General features: G+C 73.2%; 9 protein-coding genes. 7 read left to right on the top strand and 2 right to left on the bottom strand.

Going from position 1 to position 13,012, the window contains the following annotated elements:
* Positions 1-2 precede the first annotated feature (2 nt).
* A complete protein-coding gene (locus ACH4TP_RS30140; protein ID WP_398188852.1) occupies positions 3-1,487 on the bottom strand; it encodes a PucR family transcriptional regulator in 1,485 nt (494 codons plus the stop codon).
* Between the two features lie 163 nt (positions 1,488-1,650).
* Here ACH4TP_RS30140 and ACH4TP_RS30135 point away from each other — a divergent pair, with 163 nt between their 5' ends.
* The 3 genes from ACH4TP_RS30135 to ACH4TP_RS30125 all read left to right on the top strand — a co-directional run bounded on the left by ACH4TP_RS30135 (position 1,651) and on the right by ACH4TP_RS30125 (position 5,997).
* A complete protein-coding gene (locus ACH4TP_RS30135) occupies positions 1,651-3,123 on the top strand; it encodes a sodium:solute symporter (RefSeq protein WP_389222159.1) in 1,473 nt (490 codons plus the stop codon).
* 72 nt (positions 3,124-3,195) lie between these two features.
* Positions 3,196-4,173 (top strand): agmatinase, encoded by a 978-nt coding sequence (gene speB, locus ACH4TP_RS30130; protein ID WP_041129339.1) that lies wholly within the window; start codon positions 3,196-3,198, stop codon positions 4,171-4,173.
* A gap of 141 nt (positions 4,174-4,314) precedes the next feature.
* Positions 4,315-5,997, top strand: coding sequence for a thiamine pyrophosphate-binding protein (locus tag ACH4TP_RS30125; RefSeq protein ID WP_398439691.1), 1,683 nt, complete (start codon positions 4,315-4,317; stop codon positions 5,995-5,997).
* A 76-nt stretch (positions 5,998-6,073) separates the two neighbouring features.
* On the opposite strand, the gene ACH4TP_RS30120 is transcribed toward ACH4TP_RS30125, so the two are convergent.
* Positions 6,074-6,448: a hypothetical protein gene (locus ACH4TP_RS30120; protein ID WP_398188857.1), complete on the bottom strand. Its 375-nt coding sequence runs from the start codon at positions 6,446-6,448 to the stop codon at positions 6,074-6,076.
* Positions 6,449-6,626: 178 nt separating this feature from the next.
* Between ACH4TP_RS30120 and ACH4TP_RS30115 the strand changes: the two genes are divergently transcribed.
* The 4 genes from ACH4TP_RS30115 (at position 6,627) to ACH4TP_RS30100 (ending at position 12,852) form a co-directional block, all read left to right on the top strand.
* Complete coding sequence (locus ACH4TP_RS30115; RefSeq protein ID WP_398439690.1) at positions 6,627-10,349, top strand: ABC transporter ATP-binding protein; 3,723 nt, start codon at positions 6,627-6,629, stop codon at positions 10,347-10,349.
* Between the two features lie 109 nt (positions 10,350-10,458).
* The gene (locus ACH4TP_RS30110) at positions 10,459-10,818 is read left to right on the top strand and encodes a hypothetical protein (protein ID WP_398439689.1); all 360 of its coding nucleotides are present in this window, start codon (positions 10,459-10,461) and stop codon (positions 10,816-10,818) included.
* Positions 10,819-10,896: 78 nt separating this feature from the next.
* The gene (locus ACH4TP_RS30105; RefSeq protein ID WP_398439688.1) at positions 10,897-11,301 is read left to right on the top strand and encodes a hypothetical protein; all 405 of its coding nucleotides are present in this window, start codon (positions 10,897-10,899) and stop codon (positions 11,299-11,301) included.
* A 99-nt stretch (positions 11,302-11,400) separates the two neighbouring features.
* Positions 11,401-12,852: a S28 family serine protease gene (locus ACH4TP_RS30100; RefSeq protein WP_398439687.1), complete on the top strand. Its 1,452-nt coding sequence runs from the start codon at positions 11,401-11,403 to the stop codon at positions 12,850-12,852.
* Positions 12,853-13,012 lie beyond the last annotated feature (160 nt).

Genomic DNA, 13,012 nt, shown 5'->3' with positions numbered 1-13,012 from the left:
GGTCACGGGGCGCGGAGCGCGAACCACAGCTCCATCCGTACGTCCGGGTCGTCCAGGTCCCGGTCGAGGAGCGCGGCGCAGCGGGTGATGCGCTGGCGGACGGTGTTGCGGTGCAGGCCGGTCGCCACCGCCGTGCGGTCCCAGCTGCCGTGCAGGGAGAGCCAGACGCGGAGCGTCTCGGCGAGGGGTTCGGTGAGGGGGGCGAGGAGCGCGCGGGCGTACGCGGCGGCCTCGTCGCGGTCCACGAGCGCGGCGAAGCCGTTGGCGCGGTGCCGGACGAGGGCCGTCCGCGAGGCCTCCGCCCGGCGCAGCGCCCGCTCGGCCTGCGCCTCCCCGGCCCCGAGCTCGGAGGCCTCCACGGGTGAGCTCACCCCGAGCGTCCAGCCCTGCTGCGCGGTGACGGGGGCGGAGGAGGGGAGGAGGAGCCGTACGGTTCCCCCTCCCCCCTGACCGTCCGCGCCGCCCACCGCTCCCACCCCCGCCTCCACCAGCGGCGTCCCCAGCGCCGCCGCCAGGCTCGCCGCCGCGAACGGGGTGCCGTCGCCGCCGCGCGCGTGGACCACCGTCCAGGGGCCGGGGCCCAGGGCGCCCGCGACCTCCGCCGGGGGCGCGCCGAGGAGCAGCCGGACCAGGGCCCCGTCGCGTACGGTCGCGTCGGCGCCCCGGTGGGGGGCCGCGAGCAGGGAGAGCAGGACGACCGCGACGCCCGCGATGGTGTGGTCGCCGGGGCCGCGCCGTTCCGTCGCCACCCCGAGGGTCAGCCCGTCCCCGCCGCCGAGCGCGTACGCGGCGAGCCGCAGCCCGCCGCCGTCCCCGCTCGCCGAGGCCGGTCCGCCGGGGCGCGGGCCGAGGACTCCCGCGAGGTCCCGCAGGGCCCGCGCCGCCTCCGCCGGGACCTCCCGGCCGGCCGCCGCCGACTCCGTGCCGTCCGCGGCGAACAGCACCGCCCGCCCGCCGAGCCGCGAGGCGAGCGCGCCGAGGACCGCCGGGACCGGCGCCGGGCGGGCCGCGGCCGCGGCCAGGGACTGCTGGGCCTCGGTCACCCGGCGCAGCTCGTGCAGCCGGGCCTCCGCCATCAGCCGCCACACCGCCCGCGCCACCGCCGTGAACGGGGTGCGCGGGGGGACTTCGACCAGCGGCAGGCCGTGCCGCTCGCAGGCCGCGACGAGCTCCGGCGGGACCGTGTCGTACACCGGCGTCACCCCGAAGGCGAGCGCCGCCGCCCCCGCCTCCACGACCCGCTCGACGTAGTGCGCCGGATCGGTGAGCTGCACGCCGGCCGTCATGAGCAGCTCGCCGCCGAGCAGGTACGGGTACGGGTCGGCCATCTCCGAGGTGTGCACCCAGTGCAGCGGGACGTCCTCGGGCCCGGCGAGCAGCCGCAGGCCCAGGTCGGGGCGGGCGAGCAGCGCGGCCAGCGACACCGGCGGCGCCGGGGGAGTGGAGCCGGGCTCCTGAGTGATCACCGGTATGGGCCCTTCGTACATCCTCTGCCCGGACAGTGGAGGAAACGTACACTTCAACGTCGCTTTCCGGCCACCTACTGTCGTTCTCATCCCAGGGCCGCGGGTACGGGCGGATGTCCCCGCGATCAGCACCTGGGCACTCCCCCGCACGACACGCCACCGAGGTGAGAAGAAGGAGGGCCCGATGGCCGTCGACTACACAGTGATCGTCCTGTACTTGGCCGGCATGCTCGCGATGGGCTGGTGGGGCATGCGCCGCGCCAAGTCCAAGAGCGAGTTCCTGGTGGCCGGCCGCCGCCTCGGGCCCTGGATGTACTCCGGGACGATGGCCGCCATCGTCCTCGGCGGCGCCTCCACCATCGGCGGCGTCGGCCTCGGCTACAAGTACGGCCTCTCCGGCGCCTGGATGGTCTTCGCCATCGGCCTCGGCCTGCTGGCCCTCTCCGTCTTCTTCTCCGCCCGCATCGCGCGGCTGAAGGTCTACACCGTCTCCGAGATGCTCGACCTGCGCTACGGAGGCAAGGCCGGCGTCATCTCGGGCGTCGTGATGTGGGCGTACACGCTGATGCTCGCGGTCACCTCGACCATCGCGTACGCCACGATCTTCGACGTCCTCTTCGACCTGCCCCGGACCCTCGCGATCGTCCTCGGCGGCACCATCGTCGTCGCGTACTCGACGCTCGGCGGCATGTGGTCGATCACCATCACCGACATGGTGCAGTTCGTGGTGAAGACCATCGGCGTGCTGCTCCTGCTGCTGCCGATCGCCGTGATCAAGGCCGGCGGCTTCGAGGGCATGCGCGAGGCGCTGCCCACCTCGTACTTCGAGCCCCTCGGCATCGGCGGCGAGACGATCTTCACCTACGTGCTGATCTACACCTTCGGCATGCTCATCGGCCAGGACATCTGGCAGCGCGTCTTCACCGCCCGCAACGACAAGGTCGCCAAGTGGGGCGGCACCGTCGCCGGCACCTACTGTCTGGCGTACGCGCTGGCCGGCGCCGTCATCGGCACGGCCGCCAAGGTGCTCTACCCGAACCTGCCCAGCGCCGACGACGCCTTCGCCACCATCGTCAAGGACGAACTGCCGATGGGCGTCCGGGGCCTCGTCCTCGCCGCCGCGCTCGCCGCCGTGATGTCCACCTCCTCCGGCGCCCTCATCGCCTGCGCCACCGTCGCCAACAACGACATCTGGTCACGCCTGCGCGGTGCCGTCGCCAGGAAGGACGAGAACGACCACGACGAGGTGAAGGGCAACCGCCTCTTCATCCTCATCATGGGCGTCGCCGTCATCCTCATCGCCATCGCCCTCAACGACGTCGTCCAGGCCCTCACCGTCGCCTACAACCTGCTGGTCGGCGGGCTCCTCGTGCCCATCCTCGGCGGCCTGCTCTGGCGCCGCGGCACCGTCCAGGGCGCGCTGGCCTCGGTCGCCGTCGGCGGCCTGACCGTCATTGGCCTGATGTGGACTTACGGAATCCTGGCAAATGAGCCTGTTTACTATGGTTTGTTGGCCTCGCTCGCCGCATATGTGATCGTTTCCCTGGCAACCCGCCCGACGGACGCCACCGTGCTCGCCAACTGGCGCGCCCGGCTGGCCGGCCAGGAGACCCCGACCGAGCCCGAGTCCCCGGACCGGGCGCCCGTCACCGCCTGACGGCGGCCCCACGCCCCGGGCGTCGCGACCCGACGCCCGGCCCACCGAGAAGCACCCAGGAGGACCCCGACCATGAGCAGCAGCGACCAGAACGCCTTCCGCGGCCCGATCGACTCGTCCCGCATCCCGCGGTACGCCGGTCCCGCGACGTTCGCCCGGCTGCCGCGCCTCGACGAGGTCGGCACCGCCGACGTCGCCGTGGTCGGCGTCCCCTTCGACACCGGCGTCTCCTACCGCCCCGGCGCCCGCTTCGGCGGCAACGCCATCCGCGAGGCCTCCCGCCTGCTCCGCCCGTACAACCCGGCGCAGGACGCCTCCCCGTTCGCCCTCGCCCAGGTCGCGGACGCCGGTGACATCGCCGCCAACCCGTTCAACATCAACGAGGCCGTCGAGACCATCGAGGCCGCCGCCGACGACCTCCTCGGCACCGGCGCCCGCATGATGACCCTCGGCGGCGACCACACCATCGCCCTGCCGCTGCTGCGCTCCGTCGCCAAGAAGCACGGCCCCGTCGCCCTGCTCCACTTCGACGCGCACCTCGACACCTGGGACACCTACTTCGGCGCCGAGTACACCCACGGCACCCCGTTCCGCCGCGCCGTCGAGGAGGGCATCCTCGACACCTCCGCCCTCTCCCACGTCGGCACCCGCGGCCCGCTCTACGGCAAGCAGGACCTCACCGACGACGAGAAGCTCGGCTTCGGCATCGTGACGTCCTCCGACGTCTACCGCCGCGGCGCCGACGAGGTCGCCGACCAGCTGCGCCAGCGCATCGGCGACCGCCCGCTGTACATCTCCATCGACATCGACTGCCTCGACCCGGCCCACGCCCCCGGCACCGGCACCCCCGAGGCCGGCGGCATGACCTCCCGCGAGCTCCTGGAGATCCTCCGCGGCCTCTCCTCCTGCAACCTGGTCTCCGCCGACGTCGTCGAGGTCGCCCCGGCCTACGACCACGCCGAGATCACGGCCGTGGCCGCCTCGCACACGGCGTACGAGCTGACGACGATCATGTCCCGCCAGATCGCAGCGGCGCGCGACGCGAAGTAACCTCCGGCGGGCGCGGGTGGGGCTCAGCCCGACCCGCGCCCGCCGTCGGGGTTGTGGGCATGCGTTCCGCCGGGGCGGAACGGGTGGGCACAACCCGCCCACCGGCCCGCACCCGACCACCGACCCACGCCAAGGGACGACATGACCCACGACCACGACCTCGTGCTCCGGCCCACCGCGGCCCAGACGGATGCGGCCCTCAACCCGCCGAAGGGCCGCAACGGCGGCGACCTCGTCGTGGAGACCCTCACCGGCCTCGGCGCCACGACCGTCTTCGGCCTCCCCGGCCAGCACGCCCTCGGCATGTTCGACGCCCTGCGCCGCTCGACCCTGCGCTACGTCGGCCTCCGCGTCGAGAACAACGCCGGCTTCGCCGCCGACGCGTACGGCCGGATCACCGGCGAGGCCGCCCCGCTGCTGCTCTCCACCGGCCCCGGCGCGCTCATGTCGCTCGCCGCGCTCCAGGAGGCGGCCGCCGCCTCCGCCCCCGTCCTCGCGATCGGCAGCCAGATCCCGGCGGCCGGGCTCGGCGGCGGCCGGCACGGGTACCTGCACGAGCTCCGCGACCAGCAGGCCTCGTTCCGCGACGTCGTGAAGTCCGTCCACACCGTCCGTACGCAGTCCCAGATCCCCTCCGCGATCGCGGCGGCCTGGGAGTCGGCGCTCACCGCCCCGCACGGGCCGGTCTGGGTGGAGATCCCGCAGGACGTGCTCCTCGCGGAGACGACCCTCCCCGTCGTCACGTCCATGGACGCGACGCCCGAGGACGTCGTCCCGCGCCCCGAGCTGACGGCGGTCGCGGCGCACCTCCTGGCGAACGCCGAGCGGCCCGCGATCATCGCGGGCGGCGGGGTCGTCCGCTCCGACGCCTCCGGCAAGCTCCTCGCGCTCGCCGAGAAGATCGACGCGCCGGTCGTCACCACCTTCGGCGGCAAGGGCGCCTTCCCCTGGGAACACCCGCTCTCGCTCCAGTCCTGGCTGGAGGACCGGCACACCACGGACTTCCTGGAGGACGCCGACGTCCTCCTCGTCGTCGGCTCGGGCCTCGGCGAGCTGTCCTCGAACTACCACACGTTCGCCCCGCGCGGCCGGGTGATCCAGATCGAGGCCGACGCGGGCAAGCTGGAGTCCAACCACCCGGCGCTCGGCATCCACGCGGACGCCCGGCTCGCGCTCCAGGCGCTCCTGGAGACGGTCGAGGAGCGTACGGACCCGACGGCCCCGGAGCGGGTCTCGGCCGTCCTCACCAAGGTCCGGGACCGGATCGCCGCGCAGGACCTGGAGCTGGAGCAGCGGGTCGTGGCGTCGGTCCGCGAGGCCCTGCCGGACCGGGCGCCGAGCTTCTGGGACATGACGATCCTGGCGTACTGGGCGTGGTCGGCCTTCGACGCGCGCCACCCGAACACGATGCACTCCGCCCAGGGCGCCGGCGGCCTCGGCTACGGCTTCCCGGCCGCCCTCGGCGCGGCCGCCGCCGACCCGTCGCAGCCGGTCCTGGCGGTCTCCGGCGACGGCGGCGCGATGTACTCGATCGCGGAGCTGGCGACGGCGAAGCAGTACGGCCTCGACGTGACGTGGCTGATCGTGGACGACGGGGGCTACGGGATCCTGCGGGAGTACATGACGGGCGCGTTCGGCGAGGCCACGGCCACCGAGCTCACCCGCCCGGACTTCGTCGCCCTGGCCGAGTCCTTCGGCGTCCCGGCCACCCTGACGACCCCGGAATCCCTGACCTCGGACCTGGCGAAGGCCCTCGCCACCCCGGGCCCCTCGGTCGTCGTCCTCCCGGCCCTCCTGAAGATGTTCGAGCCGACCCACCTCTGACGGGCGAGAACACCCCGCCGCACCTGTGACGGGCGCGGCGGCCCGCCCGGCCGTGGGGGCCGGGCGGGCCGCCCGCTCAGCCGACGAGCCCCTCCCAGGCCTTCCGGTACTCGGCGAGCTGCGCCTCGTACCCCTGGCGGAAGTGCTCCGCCTCCGCCTGGGTGAGGCCTCCGCGCTCCATGGGCCGCGGGGGTATCAGCCGCGCCACGTCGGCGAAGACCACCGCGGCCGCCTCGGCGACCGGCCCGCCCCGCTGCCGGGCCGCCAGCAGGTCGAGCCCCGCGCTCTGCAGGAAGCTCTCGAAGACCGACCGAGGCTTGCCCGTCGTCACCTTCAGGTCCCGGTCCGTCGCCGGTACCACCCGTCCCGTCGCCGCGAACCCGTGCACCACCCGTAACGCCGCGTACAGCCGCCCCCACTGGTACGGCTTCCCGTCCTCGACCTTCCCCACGGCCCTCCCCTTCCGCTCGACTGCGCCACGGGCCTCCTACCCAGAACCGGCCGCGTCCGTGCGGGCGACCTTCACCGGTGGTCCTAGGACCACGGTCCCGTATTTGTTGCGGCGGGATGAAATCCCACGTCGGCCGTGTTGGGCCTTCCGGTAGAGAAGGACGGACGGGAGGCGGCTCGTGGCGGCGGTCGGGGAGAAACAGCGGGGCTGGGCGCGCAGGCTGGCCGGGTACGCGTGGCGGTACAAGGCGAACACGCTGCTGGCGCTCGGGTCGTCGCTGGCCGGGATGGCCGTGCTGGCGCTGGTGCCGCTCGTCACCAAGGTGATCATCGACGACGTCATCGGGGCGAAGACCAGGTCCCTCGCGGTCTGGACGGGGCTGCTCATCGGCGCCGCCGTCCTCGTGTACGTCCTGACCTACGTCCGCCGCTACTACGGCGGACGCCTCGCGCTCGACGTCCAGCACGACCTGCGCATCGACATGTACGGCACCGTCACCCGGCTCGACGGGCGGCGGCAGGACGAGCTGTCGACCGGGCAGGTCGTCGGGCGGGCCACCAGCGACCTCCAGCTGATCCAGGGCCTGCTGTTCATGCTCCCGATGACCATCGGGAACGTCCTGCTCTTCCTCATCTCGCTGGCCGTCATGGCCTGGCTGTCGATCCCGCTCACCCTCGTCGCGCTCGCCGTCGCCCCCGCCCTCTGGTGGATCGCCAAGCGCAGCCGCACCCGCCTCCACCCCGCCACCTGGCACGCGCAGCAGCAGGCCGCCGTCGTCGCCGGGGTCGTCGACGGGGCCGTGACCGGCGTCCGGGTCGTGAAGGGCTTCGGCCAGGAGGACCAGGAGACCGGCAAGATCCGCGAGGCCGGGCGGAAGCTGTTCGCGGGGCGCCTGCGGACCATCCGGCTCAATTCGAAGTACACGCCCGCGCTCCAGGCCGTCCCCGCCCTCGGCCAGGTCGCCGTCCTCGCCCTCGGCGGCTGGCTCGCCTACCGGCACCAGATCACCCTCGGCACCTTCGTCGCCTTCTCCTCCTACCTGGCGTCCCTCGTCGGCCCGGTCCGGATGCTCGCCATGGTCCTCACCGTCGGCCAGCAGGCCCGCGCCGGCGTCGAGCGGGTCTACGACCTCATCGACACCGAGCCGACCATCAAGGACGGCACGAAGGAGCTGCCCGCCGACGCGCCCGCGACCGTCGAGTTCGACGACGTGTCCTTCGCCTACGAGGACGGGCGGCCCGTCCTCGACGGGTTCTCCCTGGAGATCCGGCCGGGCGAGACCGTCGCCGTCGTCGGCGCCTCCGGCTCCGGCAAGTCCACCGTCTCGCTCCTCCTGCCCCGCTTCTACGACGTCACCCACGGCGCCGTCCTCGTCGGCGGCCACGACGTCCGCGAGCTCACCCTCGACTCCCTGCGCGCCGCCGTCGGCCTCGTCCCCGAGGACTCCTTCCTCTTCTCCGACACGGTCGCCGCGAACATCGCGTACGGCGTCCCCGACGCCACCCGCGAGCAGATCGAGACCGCCGCCCGCGCCGCCCAGGCGGACCGTTTCATCACCGAGCTCCCGGACGGGTACGACACCAAGGTCGGCGAGCACGGCCTCACCCTCTCCGGCGGCCAGCGCCAGCGCGTCGCCCTCGCCCGCGCCATCCTCACCGACCCCCGGCTGCTCCTCCTCGACGACGCCACCTCCGCCGTCGACGCCAAGGTCGAGCACGAGATCCACGAGGCCCTGAAGTCCGTGATGGCGGGCCGTACGACCCTGCTCATCGCACACCGCCGCTCCACCCTCGGCCTCGCCGACCGCATCGCCGTCCTGGAGGACGGCCGCCTCGCCGACGTCGGCACCCACGCCGAGCTGGAGGCGCGCTCCCCGCTCTTCCGCCGCCTCCTCACCGACCCCGAGGAGCTCGGCGCCGTCTCGCCCGGCCACGTCACCCCGCCCGAACCGCCCGAGGACCGCACGCTGCGGGCCGAGCTGGACGCCGAGTTCGACGCCGAGCGGGGCATCACCCCCACCCTGTGGGTACGGGACGAGACCACCGGCCGCGAGGCCCCCGCGCCCGGCGCCACCCCCGAGCTCCTCGCCGCCGTCGCGGCCCTGCCGCCCGCCACCGACACCCCCGACATCGACGAGGCCCGGGCCGTGTCGCCCGAGGACGCGTACGGCCTGCGCCGGCTGCTCCGCGGCTTCGGCGTCCCGCTGCTCATCAGCCTCGGCCTGGTCGCCCTCGACGCGGGCGCGGGCCTGCTGCTCCCGGTCCTGATCCGGCACGGCATCGACGAGGGCGTGAACCGGCTCGCGATCGGCGCCGTGTGGGCCGCCTCCGCGCTCGCCCTGGTCACCGTCCTCGTGCAGTGGGTCGCGCAGACCGCCGAGACCCGGATGACCGGCCGCACCGGCGAGCGGGTCCTGTACGCGCTGCGCCTGAAGATCTTCGCCCAGCTCCAGCGGCTCGGCCTCGACTACTACGAGCGCGAGCTCACCGGCCGGATCATGACCCGGATGACCACGGACGTCGACGCCCTGTCGACCTTCCTCCAGACGGGCCTGGTCACCGCCTTCGTCTCGGTCGTCACCTTCTTCGGCATCATGGTCGCGCTGCTCGTGCTCGACCTCCAGCTCGCCCTGGTCGTCTTCGCGACCCTGCCGGTCCTCGCCATCGCCACGTACTACTTCCGCCGCTCCAGCGTGAAGGCGTACGAGCTGGCGCGCGAGCGGATCAGCGTCGTCAACGCCGACCTCCAGGAGTCCGTCTCCGGCCTCCGCATCGTCCAGGCCTTCCGCCGCGAGCGCTCGGGCGCGGCCCGGTTCGCGGAGCGCAGCGACTCCTACCGCGAGGCGCGCGTCCGGGGCCAGTGGCTGATCTCGGTCTACTTCCCGTTCGTGACCCTGCTGTCCTCCGTCGCGGCCGCCGCCGTCATGATCGTCGGCGCGAACCGCATCGAGGCCGGCACCCTCACCACCGGCGCCCTCGTCGCCTACCTCCTCTACATCGACCTCTTCTTCGCTCCCGTCCAGCAGCTCTCCCAGGTCTTCGACGGCTACCAGCAGGCCGCCGTCTCGCTGAAGCGGATGCAGGAGCTGCTCCAGGAGCCGACGTCGACGGCCGCCGCCGACGCGCCCCTGGACGTGCTGTCGCTGCGCGGCGAGATCGCCTTCGAGGACGTGTCCTTCGCGTACGGAGACGAGGAAGAGGCCCTCACCGGGATCGACCTCCGCATCCCCGCCGGGCAGACCGTCGCCTTCGTCGGCGAGACCGGCGCCGGCAAGTCCACCCTGGTCAAGCTGGTCGCCCGCTTCTACGACCCGACGGGCGGCCGGGTCACCGCCGACGGCACCGACCTGCGGGACCTCGACATCACCGCGTACCGCCACCGGCTCGGCGTCGTCCCCCAGGAGGCGTACCTCTTCGCCGGGACGATCCGCGACGCCATCGCGTACGGCCGCCCCGAGGCGACCGACGCCGAGGTGGAGGCGGCGGCCCGCGCGGTCGGCGCCCACGACATGATCGCCACGCTCGACGGCGGCTACCTCCACGAGGTCGCCGAGCGCGGCCGCAACCTCTCCGCCGGACAGCGCCAGCTCATCGCCCTCGCCCGCGCCGAGCTCGTCGACCCCGACATCCTGCTCCTGGACGAGGCCACGGCGGCCCTCGACCTGGCGACCGAGGCCCAGGTCAACCAGGCCACCGACCGCCTCGCGGGCCGCCGCACGACCCTCGTCGTCGCCCACCGCCTGACCACGGCCGCCCGCGCCGACCGCGTGGTCGTCATGGACCACGGCCGGGTCGCGGAGGACGGCACCCACGACGAACTCCTCGCCCTCGGCGGCCGGTACGCGACGCTGTGGAACACGTTCATCGGGGAGACGGAGGAGCCGGAGCCGGAGCGGGTCTGAGGAACGGGCCTGAGGAACGGGCCTGAGCAACGGGTCTGAGTACGGGGGATCCGCCGGGTGAGTACCCCGGCGGATCCCCCGCCGTCGTCGGCGGACTTGAATCGGCCACATGAGCCACACGAGCCACGACACCCCCGCCACCCCTGCCGCCCCCGCTCCCGCCCCCTCCGACGCGGACGGCCGGCGCCTGCGGAAGCTGTCCCTGATCTGGGCCGGGCTCTTCCTCCCGGCGACCGTGCTGGCCGGCATCGTCGCCCTCATGGCGGAGAACGCGGGCCGCTGCATCGAGTACGGGGACGGCTGCGGCTCCACCCCGGGCTACCCGTACGTCGTGAGCCTGGCGCTGGCGGCGGTGGCCTTCGCGGTCGCCCAGGGCGCGGACCGCGACACCGTCCGCAAGGCCGCGTTCTGGACGCAGCTCGGCGCGGAGTCCGTCTTCCTGCTGCTGGTCATGACGACCTTCGGCTGACGGGCACATGCGGAGGCAACCATTCCGAGGCCTCGCGCGTCGTACGGCCGTACGACGACTCGCCCGGGAGGGGAACGCATGACCACGGAGACCGGCTCGTCCCGCACGCTCGCCCGCGTACTCGTCCCGCTCCTCGCCGCCCTCGCCCTGCTCCTCCTCCCCGGGCCCGGCCCCGGCGGCGGGACCGCCGACGCCGCCGCCGTCTGCCACGGCCGGCCCACCCGGACGATCGCCTTCGCCACCGGCGAGCTGCGCCTCTACCGGACCCGCCAGTACGTCTGCGCCGTCACCGTCGCCCAGCGGCCCGGCCCCCGCCGTCAGATGGCCGTCTCGCTCCAGCCGCGCGGCGGCCGCGCCGTCGTCACGTCGGGCCGGTTCGACCGGCAGGCGGGCCCCGTGACCGTCCACGCGCTCAACCGCTGCGTCCGGGCGGCCGGTTCGGTGGCGGGCCGGGGGACGGCGACGGGCTGGATCCTGTGCTGATGTACAGGAAAGTCCAAGAGTAAGGATCAACTGGGGCTGGCGGTCCCCACGTTGCGCCCGCTAGGTTCGCGACACCGTTGTGAACCAAGGGGAGGGTGAATGCGCAAGTCGCTGAGATGGGCGCTGTCGCTTTCGGTGCTCATAGGCACCGTCGGGTCGACCGGTGTGGCTACCGCCGCGGACACGGAGACCGGCAGCACGGCCGTCGTCGACTCGCAGAGCACGAGCACGGACATCAAGGACCGCATCCTGGCGATCCCCGGGATGAGCCTGATCGAGGAGAAGCCGTACGCGGGCTACCGCTACTTCGTCCTCAACTACGAGCAGCCGATCGACCACAAGCGCCCGTGGCTGGGCACGTTCCAGCAGCGGATCTCGATCCTCCACAAGGACACGAGCCGCCCCACCGTCTTCCGCACCAGCGGCTACGGGCTGAACACCACGCCGAGCCGGACCGAGCCGACGCGGATCATCGACGGCAACCAGGTCTCCATGGAGTACCGCTTCTTCACGCCGTCCCGCCCGGCGCCGGCCGACTGGTCGAAGCTGGACATCTGGCAGGCCGCCAGCGACCAGCACCGCATCTTCACGGCGCTGAAGTCGATCTACGGCCAGAAGTGGCTGGCCACCGGCGGCTCCAAGGGCGGCATGACCGCCACGTACTACGAGCGCTTCTACCCGCGCGACATGGACGGCGTCGTCGCGTACGTGGCGCCGAACGACGTGGTCAACAAGGAGGACTCGGCCTACGACCGGTTCTTCGAGACCGTCGGCACGAAGGACTGCCGCGACCGCCTGAACAACATGCAGCGCGAGGCGCTCGTCCGCCGCGAGCCGCTGGAGAAGAAGTACAAGGCCTGGGCCGAGTCCGAGGGCGCCACCTTCAACACGGTCGGCTCGCTCGACAAGGCGTACGAGGCCGTCGTCCTCGACTTCGTGTGGGGCTTCTGGCAGTACTACGGCCAGGACGTCTGCGACCAGATCCCGGACGCGGCGACCGCGAGCGACGACGTCGTCTACGACACGATAGACGCGTACTCCGGCTGGTCCGCCTACACCGACCAGGGCCTGGAGTACTACACGCCGTACTACTACCAGGCGGCCACCGAGCTGGGCTCGCCCACCATCAAGCAGCCCCACCTGGACGGCCTGACCCGCTACGGCTACCAGCCCGCCAGCAGCTTCGTGCCGAGCTCCATCCCCATGAAGTTCAAGCCGTGGGTCATGCGCGACGTCGACGACTGGGTCCGCAAGAACGCGAACCACATGCTCTTCGTCTACGGCGGCAACGACCCCTGGGGCTCCGAGCAGTTCCGCGTCGACAAGGGCGCGCGCGACAGCTTCGTGTACGTGGCGCCCGGCATGAACCACGGCGCCAACGTCGCCGGCCTCGTCCCCGCCGAGCGCGAGAACGCCACCGCCCGCATCCTCGCCTGGGCCGGCGTCCCCGCCCCCGCGGTCCAGGCCGCCCAGCCCCTGGCCCGCTTCGACGCCAGCATCGACGCGACCTCCGACGAGGACACCACCCGGGAACACGGCCTCCGCCCGTAACCCGCCGTGGGCACCGGCCCCCCGGGACCGGTGCCCACCCTCAACAGTCCCGCGTCCCGCCGCCGCCCCGCCCGTTGTGGGCAATCGTTCCGCAGGGCGGAACGGGTGGGCACAACGGACCCGCGCCCTGCCGGCGCCAGAGGCTTACGCGCCTGAACCC

The sequence above is a fragment of the Streptomyces sp. NPDC021012 genome (assembly GCF_044333355.1).
Taxonomy (GTDB): domain Bacteria; phylum Actinomycetota; class Actinomycetes; order Streptomycetales; family Streptomycetaceae; genus Streptomyces.
Note: the sequence above shows the minus strand (reverse complement) of the source record. Positions and strands in the feature narration are given on the sequence as shown.